The organism is Geomonas azotofigens (assembly GCF_018919395.1).
GTDB classification, from domain to species: domain Bacteria; phylum Desulfobacterota; class Desulfuromonadia; order Geobacterales; family Geobacteraceae; genus Geomonas; species Geomonas azotofigens.
Window position 1 is genome coordinate 573,431 of record NZ_JAHLME010000002.1, and the last position, 16,285, is coordinate 589,715.

General features: G+C 63.4%; 14 protein-coding genes. 13 read left to right on the forward strand and 1 reads right to left on the reverse strand.

Annotated elements, in window-relative coordinates:
* Positions 1–53 precede the first annotated feature (53 nt).
* The 13 genes from KOL99_RS07540 (at position 54) to KOL99_RS07600 (ending at position 15,650) form a co-directional block, all read left to right on the forward strand.
* Positions 54–1,484 (forward strand): DEAD/DEAH box helicase, encoded by a 1,431-nt coding sequence (locus KOL99_RS07540; RefSeq protein WP_216509855.1) that lies wholly within the window; start codon positions 54–56, stop codon positions 1,482–1,484.
* Complete coding sequence (locus KOL99_RS07545) at positions 1,481–2,485, forward strand: helix-turn-helix transcriptional regulator (protein ID WP_216509856.1); 1,005 nt, start codon at positions 1,481–1,483, stop codon at positions 2,483–2,485. The genes KOL99_RS07540 and KOL99_RS07545 overlap by 4 nt, the downstream gene beginning before the upstream one ends.
* A 219-nt stretch (positions 2,486–2,704) precedes the next feature.
* Positions 2,705–3,865 (forward strand): class I SAM-dependent methyltransferase, encoded by a 1,161-nt coding sequence (locus KOL99_RS07550; RefSeq protein ID WP_216509857.1) that lies wholly within the window; start codon positions 2,705–2,707, stop codon positions 3,863–3,865.
* Positions 3,862–4,470 carry an HAD family hydrolase gene (locus tag KOL99_RS07555; RefSeq protein WP_236025881.1) on the forward strand — a complete coding sequence of 203 codons (609 nt, stop codon included), beginning with the start codon at positions 3,862–3,864 and terminating at the stop codon, positions 4,468–4,470. Before KOL99_RS07550 ends, KOL99_RS07555 begins: the two co-directional genes overlap by 4 nt.
* 145 nt (positions 4,471–4,615) lie before the next feature.
* The gene (locus KOL99_RS07560) at positions 4,616–6,016 is read left to right on the forward strand and encodes an aspartate ammonia-lyase (RefSeq protein WP_216509859.1); all 1,401 of its coding nucleotides are present in this window, start codon (positions 4,616–4,618) and stop codon (positions 6,014–6,016) included.
* A gap of 147 nt (positions 6,017–6,163) precedes the next feature.
* Complete coding sequence (locus KOL99_RS07565) at positions 6,164–6,385, forward strand: NifU family protein (RefSeq protein WP_199390922.1); 222 nt, start codon at positions 6,164–6,166, stop codon at positions 6,383–6,385.
* Between the two features lie 86 nt (positions 6,386–6,471).
* Positions 6,472–7,659, forward strand: coding sequence for a phospholipase D-like domain-containing protein (locus KOL99_RS07570; protein ID WP_216509860.1), 1,188 nt, complete (start codon positions 6,472–6,474; stop codon positions 7,657–7,659).
* A gap of 65 nt (positions 7,660–7,724) precedes the next feature.
* Entirely contained in the window at positions 7,725–10,070 is a 2,346-nt protein-coding gene (locus KOL99_RS07575; RefSeq protein WP_216509861.1) for an endonuclease MutS2, read from the forward strand.
* A gap of 33 nt (positions 10,071–10,103) precedes the next feature.
* Positions 10,104–11,027, forward strand: coding sequence for a dihydrofolate reductase (locus KOL99_RS07580; protein WP_216509862.1), 924 nt, complete (start codon positions 10,104–10,106; stop codon positions 11,025–11,027).
* A 272-nt stretch (positions 11,028–11,299) separates the two neighbouring features.
* Positions 11,300–11,938, forward strand: coding sequence for a DNA repair protein RecO (gene recO / locus KOL99_RS07585; protein WP_216509863.1), 639 nt, complete (start codon positions 11,300–11,302; stop codon positions 11,936–11,938).
* A 150-nt stretch (positions 11,939–12,088) separates the two neighbouring features.
* Entirely contained in the window at positions 12,089–13,438 is a 1,350-nt protein-coding gene (dnaB, locus tag KOL99_RS07590; protein WP_216509864.1) for a replicative DNA helicase, read from the forward strand.
* 151 nt (positions 13,439–13,589) lie between these two features.
* Positions 13,590–14,873, forward strand: coding sequence for an enoyl ACP reductase FabMG family protein (locus tag KOL99_RS07595; protein WP_216509865.1), 1,284 nt, complete (start codon positions 13,590–13,592; stop codon positions 14,871–14,873).
* 66 nt (positions 14,874–14,939) lie between these two features.
* A complete protein-coding gene (locus tag KOL99_RS07600; protein WP_216509866.1) occupies positions 14,940–15,650 on the forward strand; it encodes a response regulator in 711 nt (236 codons plus the stop codon).
* On the opposite strand, the gene KOL99_RS07605 is transcribed toward KOL99_RS07600, so the two are convergent.
* On the reverse strand, positions 15,634–16,197 hold the full coding sequence (locus KOL99_RS07605; RefSeq protein ID WP_216509867.1) for a hydrolase: 564 nt from the start codon (positions 16,195–16,197) through the stop codon (positions 15,634–15,636). The two genes, KOL99_RS07600 and KOL99_RS07605, sit on opposite strands and share 17 nt — an antisense overlap.
* Positions 16,198–16,285: the final 88 nt, after the last annotated feature.

Here is a 16,285-nt window from a genome sequence, read left to right on the forward strand (position 1 = left end):
ACAACATGCTAATTGTATCCGGTTGAAATAAGGCAAAAAAGGAAAACACAAACATGAAATTTACCGAGCTGCAGCTGCCGGAACTGGTCCAGAAGGGCATCGACGAAACCGGCTTCACCGACTGCACACCGATACAGGAAAAGGCGCTCCCCCTGGCCCTCACCGGCAAGGACGTGGCAGGACAGGCCCAGACGGGCACCGGCAAAACCGCCACTTTCCTTATCTCCATCTTCACCAGGCTTTTGAGCCAGCAGAAAACCGGCGCCGAGCACCACCCCCGCGCACTGATCCTGGCACCCACCCGGGAACTTGTCGTCCAGATCGAAAAGGACGCCCAGACGCTCGGCAAGTACACCGGCTTCAACATCCAGGCCATCTACGGCGGCGTGGACTACATGAAACAGCGCGACGCGCTCAAAGCCGGCGCAGACATCGTCATCGGCACCCCGGGACGCCTCATCGACTACCTGAAGCAGAAGGTCTACTCGCTGAAGGATGTCGAGGCCCTCGTCATAGACGAAGCCGACCGCATGTTCGACATGGGCTTCATCGCCGACCTGCGCTTTATCTTGAGGCGCCTCCCCCCCTACGAAAAACGCCAGAACCTCCTTTTCTCGGCCACCCTGAACACCCGCGTCATGGAACTTGCCTACGAGTTCATGAACATGCCGGAAAAGGTCTCGGTCACGCCGGAGCAGATGACCGCTGAGCGCGTCGAGCAGGTTCTCTACCACGCCTCCAGAAAAGAGAAGTTCCCCCTGCTGCTCGGCCTGCTGCGCAAGATGGGCATGGAACGCACCATGATTTTCGTGAACACCAAGCGGGAGGCGGAATACCTGCAGGACCGCCTGAACGCCAACGAGTTCCCGTGCAAGGTGATCTCGGGCGACGTGGAGCAGAGAAAGCGGATGAAGATCCTTGCCGACTTCAAGGCCGGCACACTCCCCATCATGATCGCCACCGACGTCGCCTCCCGCGGCATCCACATCGAGGGGGTATCGCACGTCATCAACTACGACCTGCCCCAGGACTGCGAGGACTACGTGCACCGCATCGGCCGCACCGCCCGCGCCGGCGCCGAGGGGATGGCGATCTCGCTGGCCGACGAGGACGGTGCCTTCTACATCGAGGCGATCCAGGATTTCATCAAGCAGAAGATCCCGACCGAATGGGCCGAGGACGACATGTTCGTCCACGACTACAAGAGAACGGCCAGGCCTCCCCGCCGCACCGACGACAAGCCCGGCGGCAGGGGCGGCAAGCCAGGCGATCGCGGGGCGAAACCAGGACGCGGAGAATCCCGCAGCAAAGGTGGCAGGTCAGGTTCGGGCAAGGAAAAAGCCGAGAAGGAAGCCAAGCCGGCGCCGATGGAAACAGCGCCCACAGGCGAGGCTGCCGCAACCGGGGATGCACCGGCCAAGCGCAAGCGCCGGCGCCGCAAGCCCAAAGCCACGACTGGTGAGCAGCAGCCCGAGCAGCCGTGACCGGAAAGGGACGTCCCCCGCGCAAATACTCCCAGGCGGGCAGGGTCCACGACGTGATTCGCCTCATCGAGGCGCGTCACGGCATTTCCGTGGCCGAGCTCGCCGAGGAGACCGGCGTCAACAAGCGCACCATCCACCGCGACCTGGTCGCCATCCAGGAGGCAGGCTACCCGCTCATCTCCGACTGGCAGGATGGCGAAAAGGTGTACCGCTTCCTGACCCGGTTCAAGGACGTCCCTCCCATCAGCTTCACCCTGCAGGAGCTGATGACCCTTTCCCTTTTGCGCTCCCAGCTCGACCTCCTCAAGGGGACACCTTTCCTTGAGGACATGCAGAGCGTCTTCCGCAAGGTGAACTCGGTGCTGCCGCCGCGCCTCGCCGCCCACATGGAGCGCATCGCCGAGGTGTCCCTGCCGCTGTTGCAGGGCAAGCGCGACTACTCCCGCCACGCCGAATACCTGCAACTGATCCGCAACGCCCTGCTCTACCAGCAGACCGTGGTCATCTCCTACCGTCCACCCAACCGACCCGAGCCGGTCGACTACCGGGTCGATCCCTACACGCTGCTGTTCCAGAAGGGCGGCATCTACCTCCTTGGCTACGCGCAGGAGCGCGAGGCGCTGCGCACCTTCGCCGTCGAGCGGATCTGCGCCGTGGAGCCCTTGAAGGAGCGCTTCGAGATACCGGAGGGGTTCCATCCCGGCTCGGCGCTCGGCGAGGCGTTCGGCATCGTCGCCGAGCCCCCCATGGACGTCGTGATCAGATTCTCCGCGTCCATCGCGCACGCCATCAGGGACCGCGTCTGGCACTCGTCGCAGAAGATCGAGGAGCAGGCGGACGGCACCCTGCTGCTCAAGTTCCACGCCGGCGGCAAGATGGAGATCCTCGCCTGGCTCCTCTCCTACGGCGCGCACGCCGAACTGCTGCAACCGTTCCACCTTCGGGAGGAACTGGCGGGGATGGTGCAAGCCACCGCTCAGCTTTACGACTCCCCCCGATAGTCCCTCCCCCTCCGGGGGCGGGGACGCTTGAGGCACCGGGGTCACTTCGTGTGACGGCGTGACGTTGTCGTCGCGTAAGTGCCCAGAGCCCAGCATCCCGTTTTCTCCCCTCCTCAGTCAGCACTATATATAATTCATCCCCCCCCCGGCTCTCACCCTGCGTTGACAACCATTTTCGTTCCGTATATAAAAAGACCTTCAGATTCAGGAGGGCTTTTAATGGCTGACGAAGTGGCAACGACGCAACTGGCAGAAATCATCCTCAAACGCATCCGCTCCCGCGGTGACATCACCTTCGCCTCCTTCATGGAGAGCGCTCTCTACGAACCCGACCTGGGCTACTACACCTCCCCGGGGCGCAAGGTAGGCGCCGAGGGGGATTTCTACACCAGCATGAACGTGCACAGCGCCTTCGGCCGCCTGATCTCCCGTGAGATCGGCCGTTTCTGGGAACTGCTCGAGCGCCCCGCTTCCTTCACCGTCGCCGAAGCCGGCGCGGGGGGCGGTCAACTGGCGCAGGACATCCTCGACGCCATCGCCGAGGAGAACCCGAGCCTCTACGCCGCCCTCACCTACCGCCTGATCGAAAAGGAGCCGTCCCTCCAGGAGGCCCAGGCAGCGCGGCTCGCACAGCACGCGGATCACCTCGCCTGGAGCTCGCCGCAGGAGCTTTCCGACGGCGCGCTCAGGTTCACCGGCTGCATCATCTCCAACGAGCTGTTCGACGCCATGCCCGTGCACCTCGTCGAAATGGCGGAGGACGGCCTCAAGGAGGTCTTCGTCTCGGCGGACGCCAACGGCTTCCGCGAAAAGCTCCTCCCCCCGTCCACACCGGAACTCGCGGCCTACCTGGCGAAGTTCGAGGTACGGCTCATGCCGGGCCAGCGTGCCGAGATCAACCTCGCCGCGCCCGCCTGGATCGCCCGCGCCGCCACGACCCTGGAGCGCGGGTTCGTCCTCACCATCGATTACGGCTACCTCTCCGAGGAGCTCTACACTCCCCAACGGCGCAACGGCACCCTGCTCTGCTACCACAAGCACAGCACCAACGAGGACCCGTACCAGCTGGTGGGCGAGCAGGACATCACTACCCACATCAACTTCAGCTCGCTGATCGAGGCGGGCAAGGAGGAGAACCTGGTCGCGGTCTGGTACGGCGAGCAGTACCGCTTCCTTTTGGGCGTGGGTCTCATGGAGGAGCTGATGAAGCTCGTGGCCCAGGCCAAGGACGAGCAGGAAAGCCTCAAGCACCGGCTCGCCATCAAGAAGCTGATGATGCCCGAAGGGGGGATGGGCGACACCTTCAAGGTGCTGATCCAGGCCAAGGGGGTACCAAACCCGCAGCTTCTCTGCATGAGGAAATGGGGGATGGGGCTTTGACCCTCAAGGCCATCGTGTTCGACCTGGACGGGACGCTGTACCAGGAGGACCGCCTCGGAGAGGAGGTCAACCAGAGCGCCATCCATTACGTCGCCGACCTGAAGGGGGTCGCGCCGGCGGAGGCGGAAGCCATCCTGGAGGCGACCCGCACCGCCGACGGCGCCGGCGGCACGCTCAGTCGCGCCGTCGTGGCCCTTGGGGGAACCCTGCCGGAGATGCACCGAAGGTTCGCCGCCGATTGCCATCCCGAAAGGCTGCTCAAGCCCGACCACCGCGTCCGGGAGCTGCTGCAGCTTCTGGCCACCCGCTTCCAACTGCACCTCTACACCAACAACAACCGCGACCTCTCCAGCCGGATCATGAAGCAGATAGCGGTGAGCGACCTGCTGGACCGGGTGTTCACCATCGAGGATTACTGGATCCCCAAGCCGGATCGCCGCATCATCGAGGACATACTGACAAAGATCGGCTGCCGTCCACAGGAGACACTCTTTGTCGGGGACCGCTACCGCGTCGATCTGGCACTACCAGAATCGATGGGGTGCGCCGTCTTCGAGATGAAAACGACTGAAGAGCTGCTGACACTGGCAGATCTGGTACACTGATAGCGCCGTGCTGAGACAAAACTCGGCCCGATTCTCCGCGCGCTATCAGAAAGAGACGTGGAGATGCACGGCTGACAGCATAAAGCCAGTGCAGGGTGTTTTGATCGACAGCATGCCAAGAAACTTGTTTTCCGAGGAGCTCGTCATGGCACACCGGTTGGAAAAAGACACCATGGGGACCGTCGAGGTTCCGGAAGGCGCCTACTACGGCGCCCAGACGCAGCGCGCAGTCAACAACTTCCCCATCTCCGGCCTAAAGCCGCACCAGGCGCTGGTGCGCTCCACGGTACGGATCAAGAAATGCGCGGCCATCGCCAACATGACCACGCACAGGCTCCCCAGGGAGCTGGGCGAGGCCATCGTCAAGGCCGCCGACGAGGCGCTCGCGGGGCAGTTCGCCGACCAGTTCGTGGTCGACCCGTTCCAGGCCGGCGCGGGGACGTCGCACAACATGAACGTGAATGAGGTGCTGGCCAACCGCGCCAACGAGATCCTCGGCGGCGCGATCGGCGAGTACGCCCGGGTCAACGCCAACGACCATGTCAACATGGCCCAGTCCACCAACGACGTCTTTCCGACCGCGATGCGGCTGGCGGCGCTGGAACTGGCCCAGGAACTGGACAACGAGTTGCGCGACCTTTCCGACGCGCTGGCGCGCAAGGGGATCGAGTTCGACCACATCCTGAAATCGGGGCGCACCCACCTGCAGGACGCGGTGCCGATCCGCCTGGGGCAGGAGTTCTCCGCATGGTCCATCGCCATCGCCAACAACCGCTCCGGTCTCGAGCGCGCCTTCCCGGGGCTGCGCGAACTGGGTATCGGCGGCACCGCGGTCGGGACCGGACTGAACGCCGAGCAGGCCTTCATCGACCTGATCGTCGAGGGACTCGCGCGCGAAACCGGGCAGGAGCTGACCCGGGGCGAAAGCCTCGTCGAGCGGATGCAGAACATGGATCCCTTCGTCGCCCTCTCCTCCAGCGTCAAGGGGGCCGCCGTCAACCTGATCAAGCTGGCCAACGACCTGCGCCTGCTCTCCTCCGGCCCCCGCACCGGCCTGGGGGAGATCAACCTTCCCGCCATGCAGCCCGGCTCGTCGATCATGCCGGGCAAGGTGAACCCGGTGCTCCCGGAGGTGACCAACATGGTCTGCTTCCAGGTCATGGGGTGCGACCTCACCGTTAGCCTGGCGGCCCAGGCCGGGCAGCTGGAACTGAACGTGATGATGCCGGTGATCGCCTTCAACCTGCTCTTCTCCATGGAGATCCTGAAGAACTGCCTGCACCAGCTGACCTCGCTCTGCGTCACCGGGATCACCGCCAACGAGGAGCGCTGCCGCAACTTCCTGGATCAGTCCGTGGGGCTCGCTACGGTGCTTGCGCCCAGCATCGGCTACGCCGCCGCGGCCGAGGTGGCCAAGGAATCGGCCAAGAGCGGCAAGAGTATTCGCGAGGTGATCCTGGAGCGGGCAATCCTGACCGAGGAGGAACTCGAAGAGGTGCTGGCCCCCTACCCGCTCACCACCCCCGGCGTGCACGGCAAGGATTAGGAGGCGGCTCCCTTGCGGGGATGTAACCCGGTTCCGCTGGCAGGCAGGGACGGGAAAGGCCAGCGGGCCGCGTCGATGGCTTTGCAATTATTGTAAAAATCCTATAGACTCATACCTGTTCCAAACCAAAGCTCACTGGAGGAGTACATGACTGAAGAAGTAAAAGCCATACTGGAGAACATCAGGCCGGCGCTTCAGGCGGACGGCGGCGATGTTGAACTCGTAGAAGTAACCGACGACGGGATTGTCAAGGTGCGTCTGGTGGGGGCATGCGGCCACTGCCCGATGTCCACCATGACCCTCAAGATGGGTATCGAAAGAACCATCAAAGAAAAGATCCCCGGCATCAAGGAAGTTGTTTCTGTCTAACGGGTACCCCCCTTAGTCATATCACCCGAAGCGCGGAAGTAACTGGTTGACGTTATTTCCGCGCTTTTCGCTTTTGGATTCGGCCTATGACCAGCATGCGGCGAAAAAGAAAGCAGTTGCTGTTTCAGACGGCGAAGTTCTTCGACTTTTTCAGGAGGAACACCGAGGCCGTCACCTTCATGGGCAACCGCGCCACGCTGTACCGCTACGGCTCCGAGTTCTTCACCGCCCTCTTGGAGGCGCTGCCCCAGGCCAAGGAAAGCATCTGCCTGGAGTTCTACACCATCGCCGACGACGAGACCGGGCGCATTGTGGCCGACGCCCTCCTCGCCGCCGCCTCGCGCGGGGTACGGGTCTACGTGCTCTACGACTACATCGGCTGTTTCGACACCCCCGCCGCTTACTTCAAGAGGCTCGCCAAGGGAGGCGTCAATTGCGCCCCCTTCAACCCGCCCCCCTTCCGCCGGGGGATCGCCTGGTTCGACAAGCGCGATCACCGCAAGATCGTCATCATCGACGGCTGGCGCATCTTCACCGGCGGCATGAACATCGCCGACGTCTACTCCGGCTTCGGCAAGAAAAAGACCAACTGGCGCGACGTGGGACTACGGATCGAGGGCGAGGCGGGCCTCGAGTTATTGCGCCTGTTCCAGGAGACCTGGACCGAGGAGGTCGGGGTGCCACCGGTGGGAACCGATCCTGCCCCGCTGCCGGAACTTGACGGCGATGCCAAGGTCATGGTAGTGAACGGCGGACCGCACTTGAAGCGGAGCTTCATCAGGAGCGCCTTCAGGGTCGCCATCGCCGGGGCCTCCGAGAGCGTCACCATCGCCAGTCCCTATTTCATACCGGGACCGCGGGTGATCCGGTCGCTGCTGCGGGCCGCGGGACGCGGGGTGCGGGTCAGGCTCCTGCTCCCCTACAAGAGCGACGTCCCGCTGGTGCGCCTGGTAAGCCGGACCTACTACGGGCAGCTCTTGAGAAACGGCGTGGAGATCCACGAGATGGACCGCGCCGTCCTGCACGCCAAGGTGCTCCTCATCGACGGCAACTGGACCATGGTCGGCTCCGCCAACATGGACCTGAGGAGCTTCCATCGCAACTACGAGCTGAACGTGGTGGTGGACAGCCACGATTTCGGCGCCCAGGTCGCCGACATGCTGGAAGCCGACTTCGCCGGCACCCGGCGCATCGTGCTGCACGAGCACGAGAAACGGGGCTGGCCGGTGCGCTTTTTGGAGCGCCTGTTCAGCCCGGTCGCCTGGTTTTTGTAATACGACAGGTTCGCTAAAATCCTCCCCCTTGGCTTTTGCCTGTTTCTTCCCCCGGAGTTATCTACATGATCGACAAGGACACCCTGAAGCGGCTGGAATTCGACAAGATCCTGGAAACCGCCGCAACCTTCGCCCACTGCGAGGCTTCCCACGACGGGGCCCTCGCCATAGCACCTCTGCAAAGCCGCCAGGAGATGGAACTGCGCCTGGGGCTCGTCGACGAGATACGCAAGCTGACCCGGCTCGGCATCGCGCTGAAGCTCGCCCCCTTCGAGGACATCACCCCGCAGGTTAAGGCGGTCCGCCCCAAGGGCGCGGTCATCGCCCCGATCGCGTTGCAGCGCTTCATCCCGACCCTGCGCGTCATGGCCGCGGTGGCGGCGCAGCTCTCCTTCCGCAGCGACGTCCCGCTGCTCGTGGCCGAGGCCGGCGTCGTCACCGGCTTCCCCGACCTTTTGAACCCGCTCGAGCACACCGTGAACGAGGAGGGAGAGATCCTCGATACCGCCTCGCGCCTTCTGGCCGACATCCGCGGCAGGAAGAAGGGACTCACCACCCGCATCAAGAAGCGGCTGGAGGAGATCGTGCGCGAGCGGCACACCGCGATCTTCCTGCAGGACGATTTCATCACCCAGAGGTCCGGGCGCTGGGTGATCCCGGTGCGCATGGACTCCAAGGGGATGGTCCCCGGCGTGGTGCACGACGTCTCCAATTCGGGGGAGACCGCGTTCATGGAGCCCCTGGAGATCATCGGCCTCGCCAACGAGTTGGAGAACCTGGTGGCCGACGAGCGTGCCGAGGAGATCCGCATCGTCCGGCAGATCTGCGACTGGATCAGGGAGGACGCCGAGGCGATCCTGCAGCAGTTCGAAGCGCTGGTGCAGCTCGACATCCTGAACTGCATCGCCACCCTGAGCGATCGCCTGAAGAGCGAGACACCGGTCATCGCCGACACCCCGACCATTCTTCTCAAGGGGGCGCGCCACCCGATCCTCACCCTGATGGGGAAGGACGTGGTCCCCCTGGACCTGGAACTGGCCGCGGAGAACCGCGTCATGGTGGTCACCGGCCCGAACACCGGCGGCAAGACCATTGCCATCAAGAACGCCGGACTCCTCTCGGTGATGGCGCTGTGCGGCATGCCGGTCCCCGCCCTCCCCGGCACCGTGCTGCCGCTGGTGCGAAGCATCCTGGTGGACATCGGCGACGATCAGTCCATCGAGGAGAGCCTGTCCACCTTCTCGGCCCACATCTCCCAGATCTCCAGCATCATCAAGCGTGCCGACAACGGCGCGCTGGTGCTCCTGGACGAGCTCGGCACCGGCACTGAACCGGGACAGGGGGCGGCCATCGCCTGCGCGGTGCTGAAGGAGTTGCAGGACAAAGGGGCCCTGGTGGTGGCGACCACGCACCTGACCGAGATCATCGGCTTCGTGCAGCGCGAGGCCGGGATGGTGAACGCGGCCATGGCCTTCGACCGGCAGAAGCTGGCGCCCCTGTACCGGCTGGTGGTTGGCGAGCCGGGCGAGTCGCACGCCCTCGAGATCGCCAGCCGCTACGGGCTCCCCGAGCGGGTGGTGAGCTTCGCACGGAGCATGATCGGCACCATGGAGGCCGACTTCCATGCCCTGCTGCGCGACCTGAAGGAGAAGCGCGAGCAGTTGGACCGCACCTTGGCCGAACTTTCAGAGCGCGAGGAGAAACTGGAACGCGCGGAGCATAGCCTGGTGGACCGTCGCGACGAGGCGGCGGCCCTGGTGCGGGACGCCCGCGAGAAGGGTCTCCTGGAAGCGCAGCAGATCATCGCCAAGGCGCGCCGCGAGGTGGCGGCCATGATCGACGAGGCCAAGCGCGAGAAGGCGCGCGAGGCCAAGGAGAAGCTTGACCAGGCGGCGCGCGAGGTCGAAGCGGAGCTGGACGGACTGCACCCGGAGGAGAACGTCGACCCGGACCAGGTCGCCGCCGGGGACGTCCTTTTCGTGAAACCGCTCAACTGCGACGCCACCATCCTCTCGGTCGATCGCCGCGCCGGCCGGGCCCGGGTGCGCGCCGGCAGCATGGAACTGGACGTCGCGCTCATATCGCTGTTAAAGCCCAAGGGGAAAGAGCCGAAGAAAGTACGTAAACAGCGCGCCCGGCAGCAGGAGGTCGAGACCAGCGCCCAGGAACCCGCAAGCAGCATCAACCTGCTCGGAATGCGGGTGGAGGAAGCCATCGGCGTGCTGGAGCCCTTCTTGAACCACGCGTCGCTGGATCGGATCTCCGAGGTGCGCGTGGTGCACGGCAAGGGGACCGGCGCCCTGATGAAGGGGGTACGGAGCTACCTGACCGGGCATCCGCTGGTGGCGGAATTCCGCACCGGCGAGCGCTTCGAAGGCGGCGACGGCGTGACGGTGGTGACGCTGCGCTAGTGTGTTGCAATCTCAGATGACTGCGGAGGCCTTATGATCATCTCCATCGTAGCTGCCATGTCCGACAACAGGGTGATAGGCGCGCACGGGAAACTTCCCTGGGACATTCCCGCCGACCTGGCTCGTTTCCGAAGCCTCACCATGGGACATGCGGTGTTGATGGGGAGAAAAACCTTCGAGTCGATCGGCCACCCGCTGGACGGGCGCAAGAACATCGTGCTCAGCAAGAGCATGGGGAGGACGGACGGGATCATCGTTGCCCGGACCCTCCAGGAAGGGATCGCGGCCGCCGAGGGGGACGAGGAACTCTTCATCTGCGGCGGGGAAGAGGTGTTCCGGGAGGCCCTCCCCTTGTGTCAGAGGATCTACCTCACCGTGGTGCACGGCCACTACGAGGGGGACGTCCATTTCCCTCAGCCCCCCTGCTCGTTCACGGAAATGCACCGGGAGGAATTCCTGCAGACCTCCCCCCCCACCTCGTATGTCGTGCTTGAGAAGGTGGACCAGATCCAGCCCGGGAGCGACATGTTCGAGCTCAGGGAGAAGGGGGTGGAGGCGTTGAACCGCCAACTCTACTTCTTGGCCCGCTGCTGCTTCGGGCAGGCCCAGGCCCTGGAGGATTCCCCGGAAACGGCATCCGACCTCGCCTATAGCCAGGCCAAAAGCGGAGGCGACGTAGGCGAAGCCCTGAAGCTTGCGGAGAGAGCCTTCCGCGACGATCCGGGCAACCTGCGCATCCGATTGAACCTGGGGCGCATCCAGGTGCTTTACGGCGAAAAGGGCAAAGGGCTGGAGACGCTGCGCAAGGGGGTGCAGTTGGGGGGCGGGCAGGAGTTCTATACCGAGCTGGCCAAGTGCGGCACCAGGGGGACCCCACCCATCAAGTCCCTGCCCCGAAGCCATCCGCTGAACCGGTATTTGGGGATCTTGATGCACAGGTTGAACATTCGGGGCTAGCGAGGTCCGGGCATGCCCAATACGCCATGGTCTCCACTGTAGGGGCGAATAATCATTCGCCCGAGCCTTTTGAGGCGATTCCACCTCCCCCCGGCTTTTGGACGCACCTGCAGCCGGTACCGACATCGTGGGGGCGGGCGCTGCGGGCCAACGGCACCCCGGCGGCACCAGCGCTGGGCGAATGATTATTCGCCCCTTCACCGCCATTCGCATCGCACACTGCACCGCATGGTTGTTGACTCACCCCCCGCCGCAGTGCTACCTTTCACCGCATGAAAAACGCCGAAGTTGAAGGGATAGTGCTGCGGCTGGCCGACTTCGGGGAGGCGGACCGCATCGTCACCTTGTTCACCCTGGAACAGGGAAAACTGCAGGGGGCGGCGCGCGGCGCCAAGCGGAGCAAGAAACGTTTCGCCGGCGCGCTGGAACCGTTTGCGCACTTGAAGCTGCAACTGCACCTCGGCAGCGGCCTCGCCACCCTGTCGAGCGCCGACATCGTCGGCATCTTCCCCGGCATCCGCGCCGACCTCGCCAAGATCGGCTGCGCCGCCTACGCCTGCGAACTGGTCGAACGGCTCACCCCCGAGGACGAGCCGAGCCCCCGCCTGTTCCGCCTCCTGTACTGCTACCTGGAACGTCTCAACGACGCCCCCGCCTCACCCTCCGACCGCCGCTTCTTCGCGGTCAACCTCCTGAAGATACTGGGGTACCAGCCCGAGCTGCAGGTACGCGGCGTCTCCGAGGAAACGGCATCGCTGCTCGCCCGCGCCATGCAGACCGGACGCTTCGGCGCCGTGGTCTTTCCCGATGAACTGCTGCGCGAGGCGGACCTCCTCTTAAACCCCGCCATCGACCTCCACCTGGACCGGGAACTGAAGTCGCTGGCCTTCCTCAGGGAGTGCGGCGTCTAGGCCCGAAGCCGCGCCGCAAGCCCCCAACTTTCTGTCACAAACCGTCAATTTTGTTGACCACGGCGCCGGTAACAGGTACTATTCGACGCTTCAGTAAAACCGTCAGGCACCGCCGCGCCCAGGCGCAGCTTTTTGTTTTTGAGGAACTGCATGAACCAAGCGGACATGAGAAAACTGCCACCGCAAAGCATTGAAGCGGAGATGTCGATCCTGGGGGGTATCCTGGTCGACAACGAGGCGATCAACCGCGTGCTTGAGGTCCTTACGCCGGAGGAGATGTACCGGGAGAGCCACAGAAAGATCATGCGCGCCATGATCGAGTTGAACGAGCGCGGCGAGCCCTGCGACCTGATCACCATGACCACCATCCTGCGCAAGAAGGGCGAGCTGGACGAGGTGGGTGGCGGCGCCTACCTGGCGACCCTGGTCGACTTCGTCCCGATGGCGGCGAACATCTCCTATTACTGCAAGATCGTGAAGGAGAAGTACATCACCAGGAAGCTCATCTCCGCCGCCACCGACATCGTCAGCCACGGTTTCGAGGACAAGGTGGAGGTCGAGGAACTGCTCGACTCGGCGCAGAAGGTGATCTTCGAGATCTCGGAAAACAAGCTCCGCCCCTCCTACTACAAGGTCAGCGACATCCTGAAGGACACCATCAAGAACATCGAGCTCCTCTACGAGAAAAAGGAGCTGGTGACCGGCGTTCCCACGGGCTATACCGACCTCGACAAGCTGACCGCTGGCTTTCATGCCGGCGACCTGGTGATCATCGCGGGACGTCCTGCGATGGGTAAGACCACCTTCGCGCTCAACGTGGCCCAGTATGCCGCGGTCGACTCGGACAAGAAGTTCCCGGCCGCCATCTTCTCGCTGGAGATGCCCAAGGAGCAGCTGGTGGAGAGGCTTCTCTGCTCCGCCTCCCGGGTCGACCTGACTCGCCTGCGCTCGGGACACCTGCAGGAAAACGACTGGCCCAAGCTGATCAAGGGCGCCGGGCTTTTGCACAGCTCCAAGATCTTCATCGACGACACCCCCTCGATCACGGTGATGGAACTTCGCTCCAAGGCGAGGCGCCTCAAGGCCGAGCACGACATCGGCATCATCGTCATCGACTACCTCCAGCTCATGCGCGGCGGCGCCAACAGCGAATCGCGCCAGCAGGAGATCTCGGAGATCTCGCGCTCGCTGAAGGCGCTGGCCAAGGAGCTGAGCATCCCGGTGATCGCCCTGTCACAGCTGAACCGAAGCTTGGAGCAGAGAACCGACAAGCGCCCGATGATGAGCGACTTGCGTGAATCCGGGGCAATCGAGCAGGACGCCGACATCATCATGTTCGTTTACCGCGGCGAGGTGTACGACAAGGAGAACGAGGACCTCAAGGGGAAGGCGGAGGTCATCATCGGCAAGCACAGAAGCGGTCCCATCGGCACCGTCGATCTCGCCTTCAGAGGCGAGTTCACCCGGTTCGAAAACCTCAGCAACAGGGACGAATATTAGATGCGCCACTCGTGACCGGCAAACGTGCTGGGCGAATGATTATTCGCCCCTACATGTGCCTCGCACGGGTCCACCGTAGGGGCGAATAATCATTCGCCCCCACCCTCCCCGGTCCAAGGGGAGGAGCAATCCAACACAGAAAGGAATTTTGATGAGCAGATACCATGCAATGACGGAAGTGCCGGCTACCGCCGGATATAAGGAAGGGGACGTGCTGTTTCTCTGCGGCGAACTGTTCGGCCGCGGCTACGCCAACGGTATCGTGGACGAGGCCAGGGCCAAGGGGATGACCGTCATCGGCGCCACCGTGGGGAGGCGCGACAACGACGGCACGCTGCGCCCGCTCAACGAGGAAGAGCTCGCCACCGCCGAGGCGGGGCTGGGCGGCAAGATCATCAACATCCCGCTGGAGGCCGGTTTCGACATGGAGCCCGGCAAAGACGGCGTCGCCCCGGTGGACCGCTTCAAGGGCGTTAAGCCGGACGACTGGGCTTCGGTCGAGTTGGACGCGGCAGAGGTCGAGTACTCGAAACAGCGCGGCACCGAGCGGTTCTGCAAGAACCTCGCGGCCGTGGTGGCGGAACTGGAGAAGATGATTCCGGCCGGCAGCAAGCTGCTCGTGGTCCACACCATGGCCGGCGGCATTCCGCGCGCCCGCGTCTTCATGCCGATTCTGAACAAGCTCTTCAAGGGCCAGGGCGACCGCTTCCTCTCCTCGGAGGCCTTCTGGAACTCCGACATGGGCAAGCTGTGCGAGACGAGCTTCAACGAGGTGACCGCCGACACCTTCCGCTACCTGATCGACGCCACCGCCGGACTCCGCGACAAGCACGAAACCCACTATGCCGCCTACGGCTACCACGGTACCGCCGTGCTGATCGACGGCGCCATCACCTGGCAGTCCTACACGCCGTACCTGCAGGGGTGGGCCAAGATCCGCCTGGAAGACATCGCCATCGAGGCGTGGGGCAAGGGAATCAAGGCCACCGTGTACAACTGCCCCGAGATCCTGACCAACTCGAGCGCGCTCTTCCTCGGCGTCGAGAACTCCCTCTACCCCCTCATGGGCTCGCTGCGGGCCGAGGGTGTGCAGTCGGTGCTCGACGAATGCCAGGCGCTGCTGCGCGAAGGGACCACCATCGACGATCTGCTGAAGATCGCCAACACCTACCTCACCTCGGAACTCATCACCAGCACCCGCGATTTCGATAGCTGGCCGCAGCACAACAAGCCGGAGCAGCAGGAGTACATGCTGAACACCTCGGCGGAGCTGATCAGCATGAACGCGGACCAGAAGGATATCGTCTGCGCCGTGCTCTCCCGCGCCGTATTCCAGGGCGTGGGCAGCCTCATGTTCAACAGCTCCTGGAACCCTCAGGCGCCGGTGTTCTGGCTGAACCATGACGTGATCGCCAAGACGCTCGCTAAAGGGTAATCGGCAACAGTAAAGGGGCGAAACGTGTTTTCGCCCCTTTTTTTTACCGAAGAAGTAGGAGTAAACGTGGCACACAAGGTCCTGCTGGTCGATGACGTGAGCATGTTCCTGGAACTGGAAAAGGATTTCCTCTCCCTGTCGGCGCTCGATATCTTCACCGCACGCAACGGTGAAGAGGCGCTGCGCATCTGCCGGGAACAACGCCCGGACCTCGTGATCATGGACCTGCATATGCCGGTCATGGACGGCGCGGACTGCTGCCGCGCCATAAAAAAAGACCCCCATCTCTCCAGCCCGGTGATCCTTGTCACCTCTGAAGGGAAGGAGGCCGATCGCCGGCTCTGCCTGGAAGCAGGCTGCGACGATATGCTCTTCAAACCGCTCGATCGCGTCATTTTTCTGGAGGCGGCCCGCAAGCTCCTCCCCGCCGTGGACCGGCGCGACCGGAGGGGAAGCTGCCGCTTCAACGTGAAGTTCCGGGCCTTCGGCCTCACCCTCTCGGGCTTCAGCGTCAACTTGAGCCAAAACGGTCTCTACCTCGCCGCCGATGTGGACCTGAACGAAGGGACCGAGCTGGAACTGCTCTTCGCCCTCCCCGAACCGGTGGGCGCCATCATCCAGACCAAGGGGCGCATCGCCTGGCTCAACACCAGCAAGGCCCGCAGAAAGAGCGCACTCCCGGAAGGCTTCGGCATCCAGTTCATCGGGATCTCCGACCTCGACCGGGAGCAGATCGACCGCTACGTCAGCACCCTTTCCCCTACCTCACGAGCTTAGAAAGCTTCTTGAACTCCTCGGTGCCGGCGACGCGCAGGAGCTGGAACAGCACCGACTCCGTCGAGGTCATCACCGCGCCGGCCTGGGTCATGGTCTGCAACGCGATCTCCCAGTTGTGCTTCTTACGGCTCATCACCGCATCGACCACCAGGTGCACCACGTAACCGCGCGAGAGAAGCTCCAGGGCGGTCTGCAGCACGCAGACGTGGGTCTCCATCCCGGTCAGGATCACCTGGCGCCGGCCGTTTTTCTCCAGCGTCTCCAGGAAACCTTCCCCACCGCAGCAGCTGAAGGTCATCTTCTCCAGGCTCGGCGTGCAGAGCTTCTCCTTCAAAGCGGGCACCGTCTCACCCAACCCCTTGACGTACTGCTCGGTGGCGAGCGCCGGGATCCCCAGTTCGGCCGCCGCATCGAGCAGGATGGAGATGTTGTTGGTCAGCTTCCCCAGCACCTTTTCGTCCATGGCGCGGCAAAGCTTGTCCTGCACGTCGACCACCACCAGTTGCGCATTCTCTTTGTCCAGGAAAAACCGTTCCAGCAGGGTCATGGGAGCCTCCTTAAAAGCAGGTGAAATAACAAAAACCATTAGCCACGGAGAACTTCTGAGGAAATCCGAGAAAACCGACAATCTGGGG